At 34.7% G+C, this 21,928-nt stretch carries 31 protein-coding genes and 1 pseudogene; 24 read left to right on the top strand and 8 right to left on the bottom strand.

Going from position 1 to position 21,928, the window contains the following annotated elements:
* The first annotated feature begins 1 nt into the window (after position 1).
* The 4 genes from murG to AC0ONG_RS19975 all read left to right on the top strand — a co-directional run bounded on the left by murG (position 2) and on the right by AC0ONG_RS19975 (position 2,595).
* A complete protein-coding gene (gene murG, locus AC0ONG_RS19990) occupies positions 2 to 1,060 on the top strand; it encodes an undecaprenyldiphospho-muramoylpentapeptide beta-N-acetylglucosaminyltransferase (RefSeq protein ID WP_000724741.1) in 1,059 nt (352 codons plus the stop codon).
* A gap of 236 nt (positions 1,061 to 1,296) precedes the next feature.
* On the top strand, positions 1,297 to 1,557 hold the full coding sequence (locus AC0ONG_RS19985) for a DUF3966 domain-containing protein (protein WP_001250699.1): 261 nt from the start codon (positions 1,297 to 1,299) through the stop codon (positions 1,555 to 1,557).
* Positions 1,558 to 1,652: 95 nt separating this feature from the next.
* Positions 1,653 to 2,027, top strand: coding sequence for a nucleoside 2-deoxyribosyltransferase (locus AC0ONG_RS19980; protein WP_001012330.1), 375 nt, complete (start codon positions 1,653 to 1,655; stop codon positions 2,025 to 2,027).
* Positions 2,028 to 2,106: 79 nt separating this feature from the next.
* Positions 2,107 to 2,595 (top strand): hypothetical protein, encoded by a 489-nt coding sequence (locus AC0ONG_RS19975; RefSeq protein WP_000764268.1) that lies wholly within the window; start codon positions 2,107 to 2,109, stop codon positions 2,593 to 2,595.
* A gap of 34 nt (positions 2,596 to 2,629) precedes the next feature.
* Here the strand turns inward: AC0ONG_RS19975 and AC0ONG_RS19970 are convergent, their stop codons facing one another.
* Positions 2,630 to 2,941 carry a hypothetical protein gene (locus tag AC0ONG_RS19970; protein ID WP_001093238.1) on the bottom strand — a complete coding sequence of 104 codons (312 nt, stop codon included), beginning with the start codon at positions 2,939 to 2,941 and terminating at the stop codon, positions 2,630 to 2,632.
* A gap of 253 nt (positions 2,942 to 3,194) precedes the next feature.
* Between AC0ONG_RS19970 and AC0ONG_RS19965 the strand changes: the two genes are divergently transcribed.
* Positions 3,195 to 3,410, top strand: coding sequence for a DUF3912 family protein (locus AC0ONG_RS19965; protein ID WP_001008325.1), 216 nt, complete (start codon positions 3,195 to 3,197; stop codon positions 3,408 to 3,410).
* A gap of 87 nt (positions 3,411 to 3,497) precedes the next feature.
* Positions 3,498 to 3,889: pseudogene (locus AC0ONG_RS19960) on the top strand (hypothetical protein).
* Positions 3,890 to 3,968: 79 nt separating this feature from the next.
* Here AC0ONG_RS19960 and AC0ONG_RS19955 read toward each other — a convergent pair.
* The 3 genes from AC0ONG_RS19955 to AC0ONG_RS19945 form a co-directional block, all read right to left on the bottom strand.
* Complete coding sequence (locus tag AC0ONG_RS19955) at positions 3,969 to 5,363, bottom strand: L-cystine transporter (protein ID WP_001094344.1); 1,395 nt, start codon at positions 5,361 to 5,363, stop codon at positions 3,969 to 3,971.
* Positions 5,364 to 5,470: 107 nt separating this feature from the next.
* Positions 5,471 to 5,713, bottom strand: a complete 243-nt coding sequence (locus AC0ONG_RS19950; RefSeq protein ID WP_000375619.1) for a DUF2626 domain-containing protein — start codon at positions 5,711 to 5,713, stop codon at positions 5,471 to 5,473.
* Positions 5,714 to 5,839: 126 nt separating this feature from the next.
* Positions 5,840 to 6,535, bottom strand: a complete 696-nt coding sequence (locus AC0ONG_RS19945) for a helix-turn-helix transcriptional regulator (protein WP_000434110.1) — start codon at positions 6,533 to 6,535, stop codon at positions 5,840 to 5,842.
* 205 nt (positions 6,536 to 6,740) lie between these two features.
* On the opposite strand from AC0ONG_RS19945, the gene comGA reads away from it, so the two are divergent.
* The 10 genes from comGA (at position 6,741) to AC0ONG_RS19895 (ending at position 12,351) form a co-directional block, all read left to right on the top strand.
* Positions 6,741 to 7,784, top strand: a complete 1,044-nt coding sequence (comGA, locus tag AC0ONG_RS19940; protein WP_001013183.1) for a competence type IV pilus ATPase ComGA — start codon at positions 6,741 to 6,743, stop codon at positions 7,782 to 7,784.
* Positions 7,771 to 8,808 (top strand): competence type IV pilus assembly protein ComGB, encoded by a 1,038-nt coding sequence (comGB, locus tag AC0ONG_RS19935; RefSeq protein ID WP_025989085.1) that lies wholly within the window; start codon positions 7,771 to 7,773, stop codon positions 8,806 to 8,808. The genes comGA and comGB overlap by 14 nt, the downstream gene beginning before the upstream one ends.
* An 11-nt stretch (positions 8,809 to 8,819) precedes the next feature.
* The gene (comGC, locus tag AC0ONG_RS19930) at positions 8,820 to 9,119 is read left to right on the top strand and encodes a competence type IV pilus major pilin ComGC (RefSeq protein ID WP_001178680.1); all 300 of its coding nucleotides are present in this window, start codon (positions 8,820 to 8,822) and stop codon (positions 9,117 to 9,119) included.
* Positions 9,116 to 9,571, top strand: a complete 456-nt coding sequence (comGD, locus tag AC0ONG_RS19925) for a competence type IV pilus minor pilin ComGD (protein WP_002082168.1) — start codon at positions 9,116 to 9,118, stop codon at positions 9,569 to 9,571. The genes comGC and comGD overlap by 4 nt, the downstream gene beginning before the upstream one ends.
* Entirely contained in the window at positions 9,564 to 9,866 is a 303-nt protein-coding gene (locus tag AC0ONG_RS19920; RefSeq protein WP_000829465.1) for a hypothetical protein, read from the top strand. Before comGD ends, AC0ONG_RS19920 begins: the two co-directional genes overlap by 8 nt.
* Positions 9,836 to 10,306, top strand: a complete 471-nt coding sequence (gene comGF, locus AC0ONG_RS19915) for a competence type IV pilus minor pilin ComGF (protein WP_000923110.1) — start codon at positions 9,836 to 9,838, stop codon at positions 10,304 to 10,306. Before AC0ONG_RS19920 ends, comGF begins: the two co-directional genes overlap by 31 nt.
* A complete protein-coding gene (gene comGG, locus AC0ONG_RS19910) occupies positions 10,303 to 10,674 on the top strand; it encodes a competence type IV pilus minor pilin ComGG (protein WP_001214886.1) in 372 nt (123 codons plus the stop codon). Before comGF ends, comGG begins: the two co-directional genes overlap by 4 nt.
* Positions 10,675 to 10,848: 174 nt before the next feature.
* Complete coding sequence (locus AC0ONG_RS19905) at positions 10,849 to 11,499, top strand: 2OG-Fe(II) oxygenase (protein WP_000183866.1); 651 nt, start codon at positions 10,849 to 10,851, stop codon at positions 11,497 to 11,499.
* Positions 11,500 to 11,614: 115 nt separating this feature from the next.
* Entirely contained in the window at positions 11,615 to 12,112 is a 498-nt protein-coding gene (locus AC0ONG_RS19900; RefSeq protein WP_000836666.1) for a shikimate kinase, read from the top strand.
* A 38-nt stretch (positions 12,113 to 12,150) separates the two neighbouring features.
* Positions 12,151 to 12,351 (top strand): YqzE family protein, encoded by a 201-nt coding sequence (locus AC0ONG_RS19895; protein WP_000106083.1) that lies wholly within the window; start codon positions 12,151 to 12,153, stop codon positions 12,349 to 12,351.
* Between the two features lie 65 nt (positions 12,352 to 12,416).
* Here the strand turns inward: AC0ONG_RS19895 and AC0ONG_RS19890 are convergent, their stop codons facing one another.
* Entirely contained in the window at positions 12,417 to 13,049 is a 633-nt protein-coding gene (locus AC0ONG_RS19890; protein WP_001073111.1) for a VC0807 family protein, read from the bottom strand.
* A gap of 141 nt (positions 13,050 to 13,190) precedes the next feature.
* Positions 13,191 to 13,307, bottom strand: coding sequence for a hypothetical protein (locus AC0ONG_RS19885; protein ID WP_003279814.1), 117 nt, complete (start codon positions 13,305 to 13,307; stop codon positions 13,191 to 13,193).
* 73 nt (positions 13,308 to 13,380) lie between these two features.
* On the opposite strand from AC0ONG_RS19885, the gene AC0ONG_RS19880 reads away from it, so the two are divergent.
* Together AC0ONG_RS19880 and AC0ONG_RS19875 are read left to right on the top strand one after the other, a co-directional pair.
* Positions 13,381 to 13,608, top strand: a complete 228-nt coding sequence (locus AC0ONG_RS19880; protein WP_000032702.1) for a hypothetical protein — start codon at positions 13,381 to 13,383, stop codon at positions 13,606 to 13,608.
* A 97-nt stretch (positions 13,609 to 13,705) separates the two neighbouring features.
* Positions 13,706 to 13,837, top strand: a complete 132-nt coding sequence (locus tag AC0ONG_RS19875) for a hypothetical protein (RefSeq protein WP_000064665.1) — start codon at positions 13,706 to 13,708, stop codon at positions 13,835 to 13,837.
* Between the two features lie 49 nt (positions 13,838 to 13,886).
* On the opposite strand, the gene AC0ONG_RS19870 is transcribed toward AC0ONG_RS19875, so the two are convergent.
* Together AC0ONG_RS19870 and AC0ONG_RS19865 are read right to left on the bottom strand one after the other, a co-directional pair.
* On the bottom strand, positions 13,887 to 14,681 hold the full coding sequence (locus tag AC0ONG_RS19870) for a YqhG family protein (RefSeq protein ID WP_001183963.1): 795 nt from the start codon (positions 14,679 to 14,681) through the stop codon (positions 13,887 to 13,889).
* The gene (locus tag AC0ONG_RS19865; RefSeq protein WP_001100040.1) at positions 14,668 to 16,350 is read right to left on the bottom strand and encodes a DEAD/DEAH box helicase; all 1,683 of its coding nucleotides are present in this window, start codon (positions 16,348 to 16,350) and stop codon (positions 14,668 to 14,670) included. The genes AC0ONG_RS19870 and AC0ONG_RS19865 overlap by 14 nt, the downstream gene beginning before the upstream one ends.
* 390 nt (positions 16,351 to 16,740) lie before the next feature.
* On the opposite strand from AC0ONG_RS19865, the gene gcvT reads away from it, so the two are divergent.
* The 6 genes from gcvT (at position 16,741) to AC0ONG_RS19835 (ending at position 21,927) form a co-directional block, all read left to right on the top strand.
* Positions 16,741 to 17,841 carry a glycine cleavage system aminomethyltransferase GcvT gene (gene gcvT / locus AC0ONG_RS19860; protein ID WP_000631776.1) on the top strand — a complete coding sequence of 367 codons (1,101 nt, stop codon included), beginning with the start codon at positions 16,741 to 16,743 and terminating at the stop codon, positions 17,839 to 17,841.
* A 20-nt stretch (positions 17,842 to 17,861) separates the two neighbouring features.
* Positions 17,862 to 19,205, top strand: coding sequence for an aminomethyl-transferring glycine dehydrogenase subunit 1 (gene gcvPA, locus AC0ONG_RS19855; protein WP_000903240.1), 1,344 nt, complete (start codon positions 17,862 to 17,864; stop codon positions 19,203 to 19,205).
* Positions 19,202 to 20,677, top strand: coding sequence for an aminomethyl-transferring glycine dehydrogenase subunit 2 (gene gcvPB / locus AC0ONG_RS19850; protein ID WP_000795712.1), 1,476 nt, complete (start codon positions 19,202 to 19,204; stop codon positions 20,675 to 20,677). The genes gcvPA and gcvPB overlap by 4 nt, the downstream gene beginning before the upstream one ends.
* A 291-nt stretch (positions 20,678 to 20,968) precedes the next feature.
* The gene (locus AC0ONG_RS19845) at positions 20,969 to 21,172 is read left to right on the top strand and encodes a DUF3929 family protein (protein ID WP_000262496.1); all 204 of its coding nucleotides are present in this window, start codon (positions 20,969 to 20,971) and stop codon (positions 21,170 to 21,172) included.
* A 70-nt stretch (positions 21,173 to 21,242) separates the two neighbouring features.
* Positions 21,243 to 21,434 carry a hypothetical protein gene (locus AC0ONG_RS19840; protein WP_000535933.1) on the top strand — a complete coding sequence of 64 codons (192 nt, stop codon included), beginning with the start codon at positions 21,243 to 21,245 and terminating at the stop codon, positions 21,432 to 21,434.
* Between the two features lie 118 nt (positions 21,435 to 21,552).
* The gene (locus AC0ONG_RS19835; protein ID WP_001021345.1) at positions 21,553 to 21,927 is read left to right on the top strand and encodes a GntR family transcriptional regulator; all 375 of its coding nucleotides are present in this window, start codon (positions 21,553 to 21,555) and stop codon (positions 21,925 to 21,927) included.
* The last annotated feature ends 1 nt before the right edge of the window (position 21,928 follow it).

Raw genomic sequence — 21,928 nt, 5'->3', positions numbered from 1 at the left:
TATGAAGAAAATAGTCTTTACAGGTGGCGGTTCGGCAGGACATGTAACACCTAATTTAGCCATTATCCCACATTTACAGGAAGACAACTGGGATATCTCTTATATTGGTTCTCATCAAGGTATTGAGAAAACGATTATAGAAAAGGAAGGCATTCCCTACTATAGTATTTCGAGTGGAAAGCTACGTCGTTATTTTGATTTGAAAAATATAAAAGATCCTTTTCTTGTAATGAAGGGTGTTATGGATGCGTATGTAAGGATTCGAAAACTAAAACCAGATGTGATTTTTTCAAAAGGCGGTTTCGTATCTGTACCAGTCGTAATTGGAGGATGGCTAAATAGAGTACCAGTTTTATTACATGAATCTGATATGACGCCAGGACTAGCAAATAAAATTGCGCTTCGTTTTGCTTCGAAAATATTTGTTACATTTGAAGAAGCAGCGAAGCATTTACCGAAAGAAAAAGTAATATATACGGGATCTCCTGTACGTGAAGAAGTGCTGAAGGGAAATCCTGAAACAGGTTTAGCATTTTTAGGTTTTTCACGTAAAAAGCCAGTTATTACGATTATGGGAGGCAGCTTGGGCGCGAAGAAAATTAATGATACGGCTCGAGAAGCATTACCAGAACTTCTTAAAAAGTATCAAATTGTTCACCTTTGCGGAAAAGGTAACCTTGATGAAAGTTTACAAAATAAAGAAGGATATAGACAATTTGAATATGTACATGGAGAACTGCCGGATATATTAGCGGTAACAGATTTTGTTATTTCACGCGCGGGCTCCAACGCAATTTTTGAATTTTTAACATTACAAAAGCCGATGGTTTTAATTCCATTATCGAAATTTGCAAGCCGTGGAGATCAAATATTAAATGCAGAGTCCTTTGAAAGGCAAGGGTATGCCTCCGTATTATATGAAGAAGATGTAACTGTAAAATCTCTGATAAAGTATGTCGAAGAATTGAATCAAAATAATGAGAAGTATAAAACAGCACTAAAAAAATATAATGGAAAAGAAGCAATTCAAACAATCATTCAAAATATTTCAGAGGCATGATGAAACAATCATGCCTCTTTCACCCTACTAAAAGAGGCATGATGAAACAATCATGCCTCTTTTAGTAGGGTGAAAGATTCCAAGAATTGATATTTTTATGTTACAATAAAGTGAAACTTTAATCAGTTGGGTGCATCCCACATCTAACTTCTTTACTTTTACTGAAATTTGAGGAGGGAGTCTTACTGCCCTCAAATAGCGGGATAACAACTGGGTTAATAGAGAAATTCCAATTAATGAGGCGTGAAAATACGAATGGATTAGGAGTGACTGTGTTGGAGCTAAGTCTCTATGAAAATACTGCACTTATTATATGCTTTGTGTTGTACGTTGGTAGTGTTATTGTTTATATTTCAAGGAAATTTTCGCAAGAAAGAGAGCTTGAAAAGTCAGAGATAACAGCTGAACTAGAAATGTTAGCTGATGAAAGTTATAAAAAACAAAAAATAAAAGAAGACCATGAAGCATCCCATCATTTAAACGCAAATAAGTTTTAAAGATGGGGATTTTTTTTGAAGTTGTTATTTATTATAGCTATAACAAATAACGCTAAAAAGGAGTTTCCCTATACATAATGAAGGAGTGTATATAAATGAATTTTTATATCGCCTCAGGTTTCCAAAATAAACATCTTGTATGTTCCGTAGCAAATGAACTGAAACATGCAGGATGGCACCATACATATGATTGGGCCAAAAACGAAAGAGCAGTGAATCAAGAACAATTAAGAGAAATTGGTCAGGCAGAAAAAAATGCTGTAAAAGAAGCGGATGTGTTTTTACTTATATTAGATGGCGGAAACGGGAGCCATACAGAGTTTGGAATGGCGATTGCGCTAGAGAAAACTATATATGTATATCATGCAGGAAATCCGCTCCAAACAACGTTCTATCACTTGCCAGAAATAAATATTTTTGAAGGAGATGTAGCTGAGTTTGCATCTTATGTTATGAATCATGTGAAATAATAGTAACTACCTAAAAGGTTATAAAAGTGATCTTTTGGGTACAGTGATGATAAGAAACGTATATAAAGGAGTACATAATATGAAATTAGAAAATGGATGGGAAACGAGCTTTTTAGAAGTCGTACAAAATAGTGAATTTAAGAAAGAGGCACTTCTTAGTCAATTGCTTTGTCAGGATAGTGAAGAAGTAGAAGAGCTTGTGGATGATTACGGCTACGAAGAGCTTGTTGAACGCGAACATGATGATGAGTTAGCTGAAATTTTAGGAGAAGAACTTTTTAGTGAGATGGAACGACAAGTATTCTTATCTTCAAACCCAGAAGAAAAACTTATTTCATTCGTCAATGGATTAGGTTTTCATGTATTAGATTGGATCGTTCTTCTTGAAACAGAATTTGGAATTGATAGTGCAAACTTTACATCAGATGCTGTGAAGGTGTTAGAAAAGCGTTTCAGCCAGTTTCCATACATAGAGGACAAGACAATTTTTGATATGACATTTGGAGAATCTATGGATGTATTAGAATCTGTTACAGGATTACAACTAAAGGAAAAGATGAACGTATAATGAAAAAAGAACGTGATTGGATCACGTTCTTTTTTTACATTATAATAATTTTGTCATCTAGTTTTGTTTGTCCGCTAAGAAGTGCGTTTAAATATTCCACTTTTCTTATACAGGCTTGTATATGTCTTTCAACCTCTTGTAACTCTGCTTGGTGATGTGTTTCAATCGGATGAATTTGTACGTTGAATTTTTCAAATTGACTACTATATGTTATTTCTGCATAGCCGCTCATAATATCGGTTTCGTTATGAAATAAAAATTGCTTCGTTTTGTCACAGAATGATACATCCTGAAAGCCATATACTTTTAATGCTTCAATTACTTTTTTTATCATTTTTGTATTCATTTTTTTAACCCTCTTTACGAAGTTCTACTTATACATTATACCATAAAAAATTACATAGAAAGCGCTTCCAAGTGTATTTTATTATAAACTTTACGTTTCAATCACAAAAATGAAACAAAGAAAAAATAATTGTAAAGAAGGAAGGACTCTTTTATTGTTTCGTCATATATATAGAGAAATAGTGCAATGAAAGGAAATTTTCCGAGTTGGAGATCGTATTTCCAATTTGAGCGCAGTAAAAGAGGTGAAAATCTTGAACTTTGATATTGTAGGACAAAAAGCATATATAAAAGATGGACCGCATCGGAACCGAATTGGAATTGTAAAGAAAAACGAGACAAAATTAGCATCGCATTTTGCTATTGTAATTGGAGAACAAATTATTGATGTAGAGCTAAAGGATATCGTGTTAGTTGGAGTAGACGTAGGACAATTTCATAAATGGTGCGAACAAAATGGTTATTTGTGAAAAGGACGGGCTGTGAGATAATGAAATATATTTGAGGAAAGAGAATATATTATTGTATTCTCTTTTTCTATGTTTAAGGAGGCGAAAATGAAATATACAGAACAGGAGTTTACGTTGGAGTTAAAAGAGAACATTCAATGTATGGAGAAGGAAATAGAGCCAATGTCACTTAAATTGTATAAAGAGTATTCGCATTTATACATAGAAAAAAACATGGAATTAGATATGGGATTTGCAAGAGAAAAAGAGAATCCCTTTGAGGTGGGTTATTATTCATCAGTTGCTATAGCTATATAGATGAAGAAAAAGAAATGATTGAATTTCACGATATTCCAATTTAGAAATGTGAAAGAATCTTTTTAGGAATGCCAATTCAATTAAACATTTTGGGTAGTAAGAAAGTAGGGGAACTCGCTGATGAATCTTGTTATGAGATTGAGGAAGAGTTAAAAGAGCAATTAAAAGAATACTTGGAGTGATAATTCTCAAGATAAGATCTATAAAGAGGGAACGGAATAAAAAAGACGCTAACAATTGTATGTTAGCGTCTTTCTTTCATTATGAAGCAATTTCACCAGTTTTTGTATCGTCTTGATTGTACGTATCTTGATCTAATTCACCAAGCCATTTACTTGAAATAAGACCTGCTGTCATAGAACCACTTACGTTAAGAGCTGTACGACCCATATCGATTAATGGCTCAACTGAGATAACTAGAGCAACAATACCGATTGGTAAGTTCATTGTAGATAGTACGATTAAAGCTGCGAATGTTGCACCGCCACCAACTCCGGCAACACCGAATGAGCTAATAGCAACAACAGCGATTAAAGTTAAAATAAATTGTGGTTGTAATGGATCAATTCCTACAGTTGGAGCGACCATCATTGCAAGCATTGCTGGATAAATACCTGCGCAACCGTTTTGTCCGATAGATACCCCAAATGAAGCTGCGAAGTTTGCAATTCCTTCGGAGATACCAAGCTTTTCTTTTTGAGCTTCAATATTTAATGGCATCGCACCAGCACTAGAGCGAGATGTGAATGCAAAAGTTAGTACAGGGAACACTTTTTTCAAATATTGAATTGGATTTAAACCAGACAATGCAATTAATAATAAGTGAATGATAAACATTACGATAAGTGCTACATAAGAGGCTAACACGAAGTTACCAAGCTTTAAAATAGCATTTATATCGCTACCAGCAACTGTTTTTGCCATAAGAGCTAATACGCCGTATGGAGTAAGGCGTAAAATTAATGTTACCATACGCATTACGATTGCATATACAGCATCAAGCATTTTCTTAAATAGCTCTGCTTGTTCTGGATATTTTCGTTTTACACCTATAAAGGCAATGCCGATAAAGGCTGCAAATATTACGACAGAAATTGTTGATGTTGGACGAGCGCCTGTTAAATCAAGAAACGGATTTGTAGGCAATAGCTCTAATAATTTATCTGGAATTGTTGTCTTTTCAATAGAAGTAAATCTTTCTTCAACTAGTTTCAGACGAGCAGATTCTGCATCACCTTGTTGCAAGCCTGTTGCAGATACATCAAATCCTGCACTTGCAGCGATACCGACAGCTGCAGCGATTCCTGTAGTAAGAATTAAAATTCCGATAATAAGACCACTAATTTTACCAAGGTTTTTCGTTAACTGTAATTTTGTAAAGGCTGAAATAATAGATACTAAAATAAGTGGCATAACGATCATTTGAAGTAATTTCACATAACCGTTACCAATTAAGCCAAACCAAGTATTTGATTCAATAATTACTTTAGAAGTTGGCTCATAAATGAATTGTAATATAAGACCGAATAAAATTCCGACTCCTAAAGCGGTAAATACACGTTTATTAAAAGATACATGCTTACGTTGCATATAATATAATACGCCAACTAAGATGAGCATGACTGCAACGTTAATTCCGACAAGCAGTGTATTCATGTTGATTCCCCCTAATTCCAATCTGTTATATAGAATATAAGGTAATAAAACCTATAAGTCAACTAGGAAATTCCGGGATTAAAAAAAAGATGGCAAAATGCCATCTTTTAATGTCCAGCCCCAGGGACAAGTAAAAATGTCGTGTAGTATGTAAATCCTATGAAGAAAACAGTTAAATATGCCCCGAATACGTATATATACATACGCTCTGTTAATTTTAAATAGCTTAAAAGTACGAAGAAACCTGTTTGTCCTAAAAATAGTAGTGCAGCCTGTTGCATATCTCCTACGTAAAACATAACCGAGAAAATTCCAGTCCAAAAGCCGAGAACGCGAAACATGCGATCCATGCTATTTCCCTCCTTTTCTAGAAAAAGTAAAACCTCTTTTCATTATAGTTTATTTTTCTTACTATTGTAAATATTCATTCATATAAAAAGAAGCCAATTATTATTGGCTTCTTTTTATATGAGAAATTAAATTGTTAGTTTATAATTACAAGATTTACATCCATCTAATAGACTATCATTTCGAGTTAATTCCATGTTAGGGAATAGGATTTCAAAAATTCCTTTCATCATATCTCCGTGCATGTTACAAATTTCAGTTGGATGATGAACAGCCACTTCTTTAAATGGACAATTGTGTACATCATAGAAAATTTTTGTTCCATCTGCACTTAATTCAAATGCAGGTGATAAGCCGGCTGTTGAGAAAGCTTCTTTTGCAATTTGAACTTTTTGTTCTACTGTTAAAGCACCTTCACTCACATTTAAACGTTGCATATGTTGTTGCATTAATTCGGCCCCGAATTGTTTTCCTGTTTCGTATAGCGCTTTCTCACCAGCAGCGCCAAGGCTAAGTAAAGAATTAAATGCTATTCTTGCTAACAATTGATAATCACGGAATGGAAATTGCAATTGAATAACATCTTCAGATAAGACATATAATCTGCTTGGTCTTCCACCTTTTCCAGTTTTCTTTGTTTCCGATTTAAGCATATGAACATCTTCTAATTTAGATAAATGTAAACGTGCTACGTTTGGATGAATATCGAATTCATCTGCAATTTCTTGTACAGTTACGTAACTATGTTTTTGCGAAATATATTTATAAATGTAATAACGAGTTGGGTCAGCTAAAACACCTGTAATTTTTAAAGCTTGTTCCATGAGGATCTCCACCTTTATCACTTTATCCAAGATAATAACATTATAATACAGATAAACATGAGTATAGGTAATTTCAGACAATAATTCGGAAATTGTTCATAATTTCACAAACATATTTTTCCTTTTTCCTCTATTGAAAATACAAAAATCCAAATTTTTATTGTGCATGTTTTCATGCTATATACATAGTGAGGAGGGAAAAGTGATGAATGGGATTGAAATTTTTGCGAATACAATTTTAAAAGAAGCGTGTAGGGTACAAGCGTCAGATTTACATATTGTGCCCCGGCAGAAGGATGTAGCGGTGCAACTACGTATAGGAAAAGATTTAATGACGAGACAATGTATTGAAAAGGAGTTTGGAGAAAAACTTGTCTCACATTTTAAATTTTTAGCATCTATGGATATAGGAGAGAAACGGAAGCCACAGAATGGTTCGTTGTATTTGCGAATTGATGGACAAGAAGTGTATTTACGCCTTTCAACACTTCCAACAGTATATCAAGAAAGTCTCGTTATTCGCCTTCATTTACAAGCATCTGTTCAGCCCTTATCACATCTTTCGTTATTTCCAAGTACGGCAGCAAAACTACTCTCGTTTTTACGCTATTCACAGGGGCTACTCGTGTTTACTGGACCGACTGGTTCTGGGAAGACAACGACAATGTATGCATTATTAGAGGTAATTAGAAAAAAGAAAACACGTCGTATCATTACACTTGAAGATCCGGTTGAAAAAAGAAGTGACGATGTATTACAAATTCAAATAAATGAAAAAGCGGGTCTTACATATGAAACAGGATTAAAGGCTATTTTACGTCATGATCCAGATATTATTTTAGTCGGTGAAATCCGTGATGAAGAAACAGCAAAAATAGCTATAAGAGCAAGTTTGACAGGACATTTAGTAATGACAACGCTGCATACGAATGATGCGAAAGGAGCAATCATTCGTTTCATGGATTATGGTATAACGAGGCAAGAGATTGAACAGTCTTTATTGGCTGTAGCTGCACAGCGACTTGTCGAATTGAAATGTCCGTTTTGCAGAGGGAAGTGCTCAACTTTATGTAAATCAATGAGGCAAGTAAGGCAAGCAAGCATTTATGAGCTGCTATATGGGTATGAGTTAAAACAAGCGCTTAAAGAAGCGAATGGAGAATGTGTTACTTACAAACATGAGACTTTAGAATCGTCAATACGAAAAGGATATGCTTTAGGGTTTTTAGAAGATGATGTTTATGTTTAAGAAAACTTGGAGTTTAAGTAATCAAGTAGTATTGTTGAAACGTTTAGGAGAATTATTAGAAAAAGGCTACTCTCTTTTACAAGCATTAGAATTTTTACAGTTTCAATTACCTGTAGAAAAGAAAGTACAATTGCAAAGCATGGTTGAGGGATTAAAAGATGGGAAAAGTCTACACGATTCTTTTCATCAGTTAAGGTTTCATCAGGACATGTTAAGTTATTTATTTTATGCCGAGCAACATGGTGATATTTCTTTCGCTTTGCAACAAGGAAGTGCACTTCTTTATAAGAAAGATAAGTATAGGAGAGACATGATGAAAATAATGCAGTATCCTATGTTTTTGGTGTTTTTTCTACTAATCATGCTTTTTATTTTCAACCTCATCTTATTACCGCAGGTTGAAATGGTTTATAGTTCGTTCGGTTCTAATACACCACTACTTACAGAACAAATTTTAAGTGCAATAAAAATGCTACCTTACATTATTTTAACCGCTATTGTAACTGTTATTATTGGATGTAGTTTATATATGTTGTATTTTAGGAAACTTCCACATATTAGACAGGTAAAAATCATGCATCGTATTCCCTTCATCAAAACATTTCTTATTTTAAAGCATTCACATTATTTTGCTACTCAGTTGAGTGGTTTATTAAATGGTGGACTATCAGTATGCGAAGCTTTAACAATAATGATGGAGCAAAGATATCATCCGTTCTTTCAATATGAAGCGAGCCGAATTGAAAGACAATTAATTGGAGGAGAACAGTTACAATCTATCATTGCTAAAAGTGGGTATTACGAGAAAGAACTTTCTTATGTTATTACGCATGGACAAGCAAACGGTAATTTAGCGATTGAATTAGGTGACTATAGCGATCTTATTATGGAAAAGATGGAACGGAAAATTAAACATATGGTAGTTATCATTCAGCCTATTTTATTTACATGTATTGGAGGAATCGTTGTCCTTATGTATTTAGCGATGATTATGCCGATGTTTCAAATGATGAATTCTATTTAGGAGGCATTTGTATGCAGAATGAGGAAGGATTTACTCTGTTAGAGATGCTATTAGTAATGGTTGTCATAACTATATTATTACTATTAATTATTCCGAATGTAGTTACACAGCGCTCATCGATCCAAGGAAAAGGGTGTGCAGCTTACGTGAAATCTATAGAAGCGCAAATACAAGTATATCAATTACAACATAATAAAATTCCATCGTTAAAAGAACTGATAGATGAAAAGTATATTACAATTGATAAGTGTCCGAATGGCGAATCTATTCATATTTCAGATGATGGCACAGTATCAATTAGGACATTGTGAAACAACAGGGGTTTACTTTTTTAGAGATGTTACTCGTTTTATTTGCTATTTCTGTATTGAGTATAGTTACGTATTTTAGTGTTCATTCCTTATACGAGCGACAAAAAGTTGAACAATTTTTGAGACAGTTTTCAAATGATGTTTTGTATATGCAGCAATTAGCGATAAACCGTCAAAAGCACTATACATTACGTTGGTATAAAGATAGAAATTTGTATGCTATAAAAGAGTTAGGTACAAAGTATTATATCGTCAAGCGGGAGTATGAAGAAGATATACAAATTGATTTGCATACGTTTCCAAACCCGATGACATATAATCCAAGTGGAAATATTAATAGAGGTGGTACGATTATAATTTCGTATCGAAATTATAAATATGAAATTGTATTTCAGCTTGGAAGAGGGAGATTTACGTATCGTGAAATGTCAAAAAGGGTCCATAATGGCTGAAATGATTGTGTCGTTAAGTGTTTTAATGATGGCTGTATCGTTACTACTACCGCAAACAGTATTAGTTATGCAAGAAAGAAAAAATATACAAATTCGTTATAAGGCATCTGGGTTATTAAAAAAAGAAGCAGCTATATATATGTATGGAAATGAAGAAAAGCGAATAATAGAAAAGAATATGAATGGAATTGTGTATTACACATATTGGGGAGGCAATGAAGTTTGTACCATGTGGAGAGATGTGAAAGAAAGAATGGTGGAACAATGCTTTTATGTAGGAGAAAAAGTAAATTAGAATTTGGTTTTTCATTAATAGAAATGATTGTATGTCTGTTTCTATTATCAATATTTTTTTTGCTCTTTCCCCGCCTACATTTCATTGAAATGGAAAATAAACAGTCAAAAGGATTAAATGATTGGGAGTGGGATGTGTTTTTAGGTCAAACGCAATTGGAGTTTCGTGAAGTATCATCTGGAGAACAGCTAGCATTTGAAAATGGAGAAAGTATTTTAAGATTCCGATCGCGTAATGGGAGTGAAGTATCATATGAAAAAGAGAATAGTCGTCTTATAAGAAAGGTAAATAGGCGTGGGAGAGAAGTTGTTTTACAAAATATTGGAACGGTTTCTTACAAACTAACACCTCATGTACTCATTATAAATGTGAAAGATACTAGTGGGAAAATATATGAAGGGGTAGTTATGCGATATAGTGAAATGGAAATGAATGTATGAGAGGGCAAAATGGGTTTACAATGCCTGGAACGATCATCTTTCTTATTTTATTAACTTCTTTTTTTATATACGAAACCAATATGCTGCTTACAGATAAAAATTTTTATATGGAAATAGAACAAAAGTTTTTACTGGATGAACTACTTAACCGATCTATTACAGATATAAAAAAAGACTTACAGCAAAAAGAAAAAGAAGGTGCATTTTTCTTTCAGTATGAAAAGGGAGAAGCGAGTGGGAATTATGTTTTTGAAAATGATTCAATTTTCGTTGCGTTGCAGTGCAAACTCAAACAGGAAGCTTTCTATACGGTGAGCTTTCGGTATAGAAAAAAGGATGGAAAAATAGTCGATTGGATAGAAGGATAATATGTGAAATATATGGAGATAAACCAGGGGTTTCTATTATAAATTGAATTGACTTTTTAGAAGAAATGGATAAATATAATGATTAAAAGTTTAAATTTTCTCAAAAAAGAGAAAGGTAGAAAGAATATGATATATTCATGCTATCCAATCATTATTTTTAGGGAGAATAGGGAAATGACAAATAACAATCAAATAGGTGAAAATAAGGAACAAACTATTTTTGATCATAAAGGAAATACGATTATGACAGAAGATAGAGAAATACACATTATTTCAAAATTCGAAGAACCTCTTATTGTCGTATTAGCAAATGTACTAAGTGATGAAGAGTGTGATAAATTGATTGAAATGTCTAAAAATAAAATGAAGCGTTCTAAAGTTGGTTCATCACGTGATGTAAATGATATTCGAACAAGTAGCGGTGCATTTTTGGAAGACAATGAACTTACTTCAAAGATTGAAAAACGAATTTCATCTATCATGAATGTTCCTGCGTCGCATGGTGAAGGATTGCACATTTTAAATTATGAAGTGGATCAACAATATAAAGCACACTATGATTATTTTGCGGAACATAGTAGATCAGCTGCTAACAATCGTATTAGTACGCTTGTAATGTACTTAAATGATGTAGAAGAAGGCGGGGAAACGTACTTCCCGAAATTAAATCTTTCTGTACATCCTAGAAAGGGAATGGCAGTATACTTTGAGTATTTTTATCAAGATCAATCACTAAATGAGCTTACGTTACATGGAGGGGCACCTGTAACGAAAGGCGAGAAATGGATTGCAACGCAGTGGGTGAGAAGAGGTACTTATAAGTAAAAGCGAGTGTTACGTTTTGTTCTTCATAGTATAAGAACAAAACGTTTTTTTATTAAACAAAGTAGCATCTTTCGTTATAATAACAATTAATAAATGACGATTGAGAGGACAGAAAATGAAATCTATATACATAACCGGCTATATGGGAGCAGGGAAAACAACAATTGGAAAAGCATTAAGTCAAGAACTTCAAATGGATGTTGTAGATACTGATCAAAAAATCGAAGAGAAGCAAAAGAAGGCAATTCGTGATATTTTTGCCGAAGAAGGCGAAATGACTTTTCGGGAATATGAAAGCGAAATGTTACGTTCGCTACCAGTCCATAATGTCATTATTACAACTGGTGGGGGAATTATTGAACGAGCGGAAAATCGCAAGTGGATGAAAGAGAACGGAACTGTCGTGTATTTATATTGTGATCCAAATGTAATTGCAGAAAGGCTTCGTGAAGATACGACACGTCCACTATTTCAAAAGAAAGATATAGATGCATTCGTAAAGAAATTTGAATCACGCCGAGCTTATTATGAAGAGGCTCATATTCATATCGATACGACAAATAAGTCTGTAAAGCAAATTATGAATGAATTAAAGGAAAAGATTAATGTATAAAAAAGTGGACATACTAATCAAGTAGAGGTGATGATAATATGTCTACTAATGATTATGTTCGCTTTGTGACGCAGCAGTTTGTGTCGTATATGGATGCTCCAAAAGAAGATCGAAAACAAAAGAAAGAACAACGCCGTGCTGAAAAAGAGCCATTTATGAATAAGTGGTTTGGTGTTATGCCGCTGAGTGCTGCTTTGTTTTATCGAAATGTAAAAAGTAAAAGAAAAAAATCAAGTTAAATTTTAGTCATATGTCTAGCAAAACAAAGATCCCCTAGTGTCGTAATACACTAGGGGATCTTTGTTTACTGCACGGATTCTTGTTCTTCCGTAACGGCATGTATTTTATTGTTCACCCATACGAACCCTATTCCGATACAAATAGAAATGCCCCAGCCGACAGCGGTCATAATCGCTCTCATTTCACCGTAGCCATCTACACCAAAAACAGAGATGAAATAAATTTTTAAAAAGCTTTTTAATATAAATTGTAGCCCGAAAAATAACGTTAAATATTGCAGTGCTGGATATATACGACTATCACGATAAAGCTCACGACTTTTATCGCGGTCATGGCCTTGCAGCGCTGCAATATCTGCTGCGAAATATAACATAAGTGGTTTTTTTATAAAAATTGTACATATGACGATAATACCGAGTACGATGTGATAATACGCATCGTTCCATAACATTCGTTCAGCTGACCCAGATAATAGATCTACCGTTGTATTAGAAATGAGTGTAATTAAAATAAAGAATCCTGTCACGTTAAACTGTTTTTCTTTTTTAAAGGTATACAGTGTATAAATAATCCCCGGAACAGAGGAAAGTAACATCGCGTAATAAGGATCGATATAAGGTTTTGCAAATTTCCAAATGAGGAATGGGATTACGAGATAAAAGACAAGATCTAATATAGCTTTTTTATTTTGATTCATACAAAGCCTCCTTAAGTCATACATATATTTTATAATATAATTTCTGAAAATTGTATAAGGTTTAATGGGAAAAGAAAAAATATATCAATTTTTGAGGGATTAGTAGATTGAAAAAAATTGCCCCTAGCGTAGTAAGTTTTTTTAGTATATAATAAAGGAAACGCTTTCATTTTTAGTTTGTTCACAAAATGGACGGAAAATCACATATTTACTATCGATATGTTGCTTTATAATGAAACTAATTAAATATACATGCATACAATATTGTGAAATAAATAACATAAATAATCTATATAAATGTAAACGTTATCAAAAGAGAGAGGTGGAGACAATGAGTAAATTTTTCTTCAATCATAATCCAGCAACAGTAGAGGATGGAAGGCTTGTTAAATATGCTGAAATTATTTATGGAGAAGGTGGCCGTTCTGTATTAGAAAATTTAATGGTGAAGGCATCTATCAGATTGCGTGATCGTTATCCGAATAAATCTGACGAGCAGATCTCGAACCTAGTAAATAAAGGCATCCATGATATGTTTCAAAAATATGTGAGCGAGTAAGAGTAGCCAATGGCTGCTCTTATTTTTTTGTATAAGGATTGAAACTCTAGCTGAAAATAAACATGTATTTTGAAAAACGCAAAAAGGAGTGGGAAAGATGAGCAATGGAATTGGACGTTCGAAAGAAAATCTTCCAACTGATGCAAATCATGTGAGCGCAAAGGATCGTGCACAGCAGAAACGTATGGCACAGAAAAAACAGCAAGAGCGTAGTGGCGATAGCGAGTAGGGTAGAAAATAGCTCAAAAGAGGCTCCTTCTAAAGCAGAAGGAGCTTCTTCAAGATAGAAAATGATTCGCGGTAACATAAAAAAGGCCACCGTTAATAATTTGCACTGTAATACGTGGTTCATACTGTTCTTGCAGAGCTTGTTTTTCAATTTCATAGCTCTCAGGAAGTTCGTCACTTTCTTCATAAAAACGGTTTAAAAGGTCTAGATCATGATTCCAACGCACTCTTGCTTCTTTTGCCCACGTATGGTCATCTTCTGCAATTATATTTTTTAAAGCGTCTTCTATGCGTTGTAAACCACTTTGAGGTTTAATGATGGGCGAGAGCGTAAAACAAAAATCAGGTATTTTTGGTGTAAGTTTAATGTTTGTTAATGTTTCATGAAAGTTTGCCATCATTGTTCCAGAAATGAGATGAATGCCAATCGAGTGAAGGATGTCTTTTTTTCGATCACATTGATAGGAAACTTTTATATTAATACCGAGCCAAGGGTGGAGCGGTGTATGTGTTGCCCCATTATGTCTTACATCCTCATATAAACGTATGTAAGAGCCTAATTCTTTTGTCGTTTGGAAAATTTGATGTAGACGTGGTGAACCGTAGTGAATAAGCTCACCATCATTTTCTTCATTTTCTGGATTTGTAATAAGAGTAAGGCGCATCGGATTCGGTACGCCTCCTGTTTTCTCAAGATAGTGCCAATAAAAAGGGCGATTCATTAATAATTTATCCATCTCAATTGTTAACTGTACATCTAATAAATGAGGAGAACGTTCTAAAATTTCACAGTTATTCGCCTCAAAGAAATTGTATAAGTAATTATGAATTTCATGTTGCTGCATAGCCTTGCACCTCAGCTTCATTTCGTTTCGCAAAGTCGATAATAGATGTTAAGTTTTCCATCTTAATTCTAATTTCACCTTCGCTTTTTGATTGCGCGAAAATTTCTTGAATGTGCGCGTCGATGTTTTTCATATTAATTCTCGTTAAAATTTCATCGAGTTCACCGATAACACGCTCGAATAAGTTGATTTTTTCATATAACAGTTTCAAAATATGTTCTTCAACAGTATGCTTTGTAGCTAAGTTATAAATATGAACATCATTCTTTTGACCGAGACGGTGAATACGTCCGATTCTTTGCTCAAGACGCATTGGATTCCATGGCAAATCATAATTGATCATATGGCTACAAAACTGTAAGTTAATGCCTTCTCCGCCAGCTTCCGTTGCAATTAACACTTGGGCACGATTTTGGAAAAGTTCCTTCATCCAATCTTTCTTCCCGCGTTTAAATCCGCCGCGGAATGGGACAGAAGAAATACCGTGTTGTTGTAAAAACCATTGTAAGTACATCTGTGATGCTCGGTATTCCGTGAAAATGACGACTTTATCGTCAATTTCTTTTATAAGCTCTAGAGCTTTAGTTGCTTTCGAGTTGAAAGGAATATGATTAATTTTGTCCATTAGCACATCGATATGTGGATCTTTTATATAATGTTCATTTTCTTTCTGTCTTTTTTCTACATGCTTTTTCAATGAATAGTAAACAGCCTCACGACTACTACAAGCTTCCCGTTTTAAAGTTAACGATGAGAAAGCAGATGTGAAGGCGTCTTGTCCTCGCCAATTTTCGATATCATTATATAGAGCTTGTTCTTGTTCATTAAACTCAACAAAAATTGTACGTACATGTCTCTTCGGCCAATCGATACCGGTATTATGTCGTCTATTTCGCACCATTACTTTGTTAATGAGAGCTTTTAAGTCTTCATCTGATTCGGCTGAGCGATTTTTGGAAGCGTAATATTCTTCAAAGTTGGATTGATTGCCTAAATGTCCTGGCTTTAATAAAGAAACAAGGTTAAAAATTTCATCAATCTTATTTTGAACAGGAGTAGCGGTTAGTAATAAACAAAACTTCTTTTTTAATCGTTGTGCAAATTCATAGTTTTTTGTTTTATTATTTTTCAGTTTATGTGCTTCATCGATAATAATAAGGTCATATTCTAAGTTCAACACGATATCGCGATGTGGTGAACGTTTCGCAGTATCAATTGATGATACGATTACGTCAGCTTGTTCCCACGAGTAGCTTTTCTTTTGTGCTACAGCGGGAATGAAAAACTTTGTATTCAGCTCGTATGCCCATTGTGATACGAGAGAGGCTGGGACAAGTATAAGTACCTTTTTCACAAGCCCGCGGACCATGTATTCTTTCAAAATAAGTCCAGCTTCGATTGTTTTTCCAAGACCTACTTCATCTGCTAGAATCGCTTTACCATTCATTTGTTCAATCACATTTTGAGCGACTTCTAATTGATGCGGAAGCGGCGTGAAATGGGATAAATGTTTCGGTGCTTGTAGTCCATCAAAAGTAGGAACAAGTAACGATTTTTCTGTTTCATAAGCTAAGTGATATAAATCCCAGTTTGTCCAAGGACCATCTTCATCAATTCTATTTAAAAAATTGTTTTGCCACGTCCGATCTACGGAAATATCGACATTCATTACGACTCTCCCACCTTTTATAAACTAAAGTAATTATTTTTTAATGTATGATGATTTGCCTCAAAAGAAGGCATAATTATCGTTATTAAAGGCTATATGATAGACAATAATAAAGTATTAAATCTCAAAAGCTGTATTTATTGTGTTTTAACATAAAAAATTCTAAATTATTTTTTATGCTAGAATATTGATGAAATATAGCGAATGATGTTAGGATAATGGTGTGAAATGTGTGGAATCTTTCGTATTTTATCCAAGAAAGTGATTTTTTATTTACGCTTTCATAAAAAAATATAATGAGATTCCGTATATCCTATCTTTTCAGAATGAAAATGTTTAGAAAAAGGAAGCAACTTTTATTGATTTGTCAAAGCATAAGGGGGAGAGAGCATGATTACATTACAACGTACACCGTTATTTGATGTATACGCGAAGTATGGTGGGAAAACAATCGACTTCGGTGGTTGGGAATTACCAGTTCAATTTTCAAGCATTAAAGAAGAACACGAAGCTGTACGTACAGCTGCAGGTTTGTTCGACGTGTCTCATATGGGAGAAGTTGAAGTAAAAGGTGTAGATAGTTTAGCATTTTTACAACGTGTTGTTACAAATGACGTATCTACCTTAAAGGTAGGGGGCGCACAATATACAGCTATGTGCTACGAAAATGGTGGTACAGTAGATGATTTATTAATCTACAAACGTGGTGAAGAAGACTATTTATTAGTAATCAATGCATCAAATATAGAGAAAGATTACGAATGGTTAGCAAGTCATGTAATTGGCGATGCGACAGTAGTCAATGTTTCTAGTGAAGTTGCACAGCTTGCAATTCAAGGACCAAAAGCAGAAGGCATTTTACAAAAAGTTGTGTCAGAAGATTTGAAAGAAATTAAGTTCTTTAAATTTAAAAACAATATTCTTGTAGATGGAATTCCAGCACTTGTATCTCGTACAGGTTACACAGGTGAAGATGGATTCGAAATTTACTGTAAGAGTGAAGATGCTGCAAAACTTTGGGAGAAACTTCTTGAAGTTGGAGCAGAAGAGGGCTTAAAAGCATGTGGTTTAGGTGCTCGTGATACACTTCGATTCGAAGCAACATTACCACTTTATGGACAAGAATTATCAAAAGATATTACACCGATTGAGGCTGGAATTGGCTTTGCGGTAAAAACAAATAAAGAAGCAGACTTCTTTGGAAAAGCAACGTTAAAAGAGCAAAAAGAAAACGGTGCGCCTCGTAAATTAGTCGGCATCGAAGTAATCGAACGTGGAATTCCTCGTACGCATTACCCTGTATTTATTGGTGAAGAAAAAATTGGGGAAGTAACGAGTGGTACACAATCTCCAACGTTAAAGAAAAGCATTGGTTTAGCACTAATTGATGTAAAATACGCAGCAGTTGATACAGAAGTAGAAATTGAAATTCGTAATAAACGCGTCAAAGCAGTAGTTGTTCCAACACCATTTTACAAACGTTCAAAGTAACGGGGAGAGGGGTAGATTTCATGTTGCATCGTTATCTTCCAATGACAGAAGAAGACAAAAAAGAAATGTTACAAACGATCGGCGTTCAAACGATCGATGAATTATTCTCTGATATTCCAGAGAGTGTTCGTTTTAAAGGGGATTTAAAAATTAAAGAAGCAAAATCAGAGCCAGAGCTTTTAAAAGAGCTATCTCAAATGGCTAGTAAAAATGCTAACTTAAAAGAATACGCTTCTTTCTTAGGAGCAGGCGTATACGATCATTATGCTCCAGTAATTGTAGATCATGTTATTTCTCGCTCAGAATTTTATACAGCTTACACACCATACCAACCGGAAATTTCACAAGGGGAATTACAAGCAATCTTTGAATTCCAAACAATGATTTGTGAATTAACAGGAATGGATGTAGCAAACTCTTCTATGTATGACGGGGGTACAGCTTTAGCTGAAGCGGCAATGTTAGCAGCTGGCCATACTCGCAAAAAGAAAATTCTTGTATCTAGCGCGGTTCATCCAGAATCAAGAGCAGTACTTGAAACGTATGCAAAAGGTCAAAATCTTGAAGTTGTTGAAATTAATCATAAAGATGGTGTAACAGATTTAGACGTATTACAAAGTGAAGTAGATGATACAGTTGCTTGTGTAATCGTTCAATATCCAAACTTCTTTGGACAAGTTGAAAAATTAGCTGATATTGAAAAAATCGTTCATCAACAAAAATCATTATTTATCGTTTCTTCAAATCCATTATCATTAGGCGCATTAACACCACCAGGGAAATTTGGTGCTGATATTGTAATCGGTGATGCACAACCATTTGGTATCCCAACGCAGTTTGGTGGACCGCATTGTGGTTACTTTGCAACAACGAAAGCATTTATGCGTAAAATTCCAGGACGTCTTGTTGGACAAACTGTAGATTCAGATGGTAAACGTGGATTTGTATTAACGTTACAAGCACGTGAACAGCATATTCGCCGTGATAAAGCGACATCTAACATTTGTTCAAACCAAGCGTTAAATGCATTAGCAGCTTCTGTTGCAATGACGGCACTTGGCAAACAAGGTGTGAAAGAAATGGCACGTCAAAACATTTCTAAAGCACAATATGCAAAACGTCAATTTGAAGCGAAAGGCTTTACTGTAACATTTGCTGGACCATTCTTCAATGAGTTTGTTGTAGATTGCAAACGTCCAGTGAAAGAAGTAAACGATGCATTATTACAAAAGAATATTATCGGCGGTTACGATCTAGGCCGTGATTATAAAGAGCATGAAAACCATATGCTTGTAGCGGTAACTGAGCTTCGTACGAAAGAGGAAATTGACACACTTGTAAACGAAATGGGGGCTATCCAATGAAGAACCAAGACCAAGCACTTATCTTTGAAGTGACTAAAGAAGGACGCGTAGGATATAGCTTACCCAAATTAGATGTAGAAGAAGTGAAACTAGAAGATGTGTTTGAGAGCGATTATATTCGAGTAGAAGATGCAGAGCTACCAGAAGTATCTGAGCTTGATATTATGCGCCACTATACAGCACTTTCAAACCGTAACCACGGTGTTGATTCTGGATTCTATCCACTTGGATCTTGTACGATGAAATATAATCCGAAAATTAATGAGAGTGTAGCTCGTTTCGCAGGATTTGCAAATATTCATCCACTGCAAGATGAAAAGACAGTACAAGGTGCAATGGAATTAATGTACGACTTACAAGAGCATTTAATCGAAATTACAGGTATGGATACTGTTACTTTACAACCAGCAGCTGGTGCACACGGAGAATGGACAGGTTTAATGTTAATTCGTGCATACCATGAAGCAAATGGTGACTTTAACCGTACGAAAGTAATTGTGCCTGACTCTGCTCACGGAACGAATCCAGCATCTGCAACTGTAGCTGGTTTTGAAACAATTACAGTAAAATCAAATGAAAATGGCCTTGTTGATTTAGAAGACTTAAAACGTGTTGTCAATGAAGAAACAGCAGCACTTATGTTAACAAATCCTAATACATTAGGTCTATTTGAAGAAAATATTTTAGAAATGGCAGAAATTGTCCATAATGCAGGCGGTAAATTATACTATGATGGTGCAAACTTAAATGCGGTATTAAGCCAAGCGCGCCCAGGAGATATGGGATTTGACGTTGTGCATTTAAACCTTCATAAAACATTTACAGGTCCTCACGGCGGTGGTGGCCCAGGTTCTGGTCCAGTAGGTGTGAAAGCTGATTTAATTCCGTACTTACCAAAACCGATTTTAGAAAAAACGGAAAATGGTTATCACTTCAACTACGACCGTCCAGAAGCAATTGGTCGTGTGAAGCCATTCTATGGTAACTTCGGAATTAACGTTCGTGCATACACGTATATTCGCTCTATGGGTCCAGATGGCTTGCGTGCAGTAACTGAGTATGCTGTATTAAATGCGAACTATATGATGAGAAGATTAGCACCATTCTACGATCTTCCATTCGATAGACATTGTAAGCATGAATTTGTATTATCAGGTCGTCGTCAAAAGAAACTTGGCGTACGTACATTAGATATTGCAAAACGTCTGCTTGATTTCGGTTACCATCCACCAACAATTTACTTCCCATTAAATGTGGAAGAATGTATTATGATTGAGCCGACAGAAACAGAATCAAAAGAAACATTAGATGGTTTCATTGATAAGATGATTCAAATCGCTAAAGAAGTAGAAGAAAATCCAGAAGTTGTACAAGAAGCACCGCATACGACAGTCATTAAACGTTTAGACGAAACGATGGCTGCACGTAAACCAGTTTTACGTTATGCAAAGCCAGCTCCTGTACAAGTTTGATTAGAATAACAAAAAAAGAACTCGCTGCGGCGGGTTCTTTTTTTGTATGGAGAATTTGTGCAGAAATAGTGAAGAAAATGTTAAAAAATTATATTTTTTGTTTCCTAATGGTGTAAAGGTGTAGTTTTATAGGTAGTTTTGTTGAAAAAGTCGGTTTGATAAAAGTATTTATTTTTGTTAGAATTTTATTGAAATTAAGAAGATGTGATGAGGCAAAAATTACTCATTTTTATGTATATGTGAAAAAACGAGCAAGACGGGGGTGAAAGTGTGGGATATCGATGTTATAGAATGGTATACCATTTAGAAAATGGAGAAACAATTAAAGATGTAAAAGAATTTTGCTATCGAGACCAAGGGAAAGTGTTAGAAAGAGTAGCAAATCGTGTAATGGATAATAGAGAAGTGACGGCAATTGATAAACAAGGAACAATCATTTCAATAGCATGTGAGGACATTGTAAAGGTGGAACTTGATTACATAACAGAAAGTTAACCTTGAGTCATATCGAATTATTCGATAAAATAAACTGTTGAATGGTGAAGTGAGAAGAGAGGAGTTTATCATGGGTAGTACAAGACACTTTTATATGTTTATCTTAGCGTTTGTTCTTGTTGTGGCATTAACGATTTACTTAATCGTTGACAGCAGCTGGTACAACACAGTTCATCCGGCATTTCTTCTGTTTATGTATATAGGAATTGCAGTAGTAAGTTTCGGAATGAGAGACGAGATGTTAGATCGCTTTGAAAAGTGATACATATACGAAAGACCAACAGGGAAATGTTGGTCTTTTTTTCTTGCCAAAAATAGGATGGTGTGTATATACTGTGTATATAAGATATATACAGTATATACACACACTGGAGGAAAACATGAATATTATTATTTCGAATTCTTCCCAAGACCCTATTTATGTGCAAATAAGAAAACAATTAAGCCAGCTTATTTTAAATGGTGGTTTAAAGGGTGGAGACCAATTACCGTCTATTCGTAGCTTAGCGAAGGAATTGCAAATTAGTGTAATTACAACGAAGCGTGCGTACGAGGAGCTTGAAAAAGAAGGATATATAGAAACTGTTGCTGGGAAGGGGACTTATGTTTCATGTAAAAATAATGAACTACTAAAAGAACAGCGGCTACGTCTATTGGAAAGTAAGGCTGAAGAAATCGTAAAAGAAAGTAAAGTGTTGCAGCTTTCACTTGAAGAACTGCAGCAGATGATTGCGTGTTTATATAAGGGGGAATAAG

Source organism: Bacillus sp. TCT6, assembly GCF_056033845.1.
Note: the sequence above shows the minus strand (reverse complement) of the source record. Positions and strands in the feature narration are given on the sequence as shown.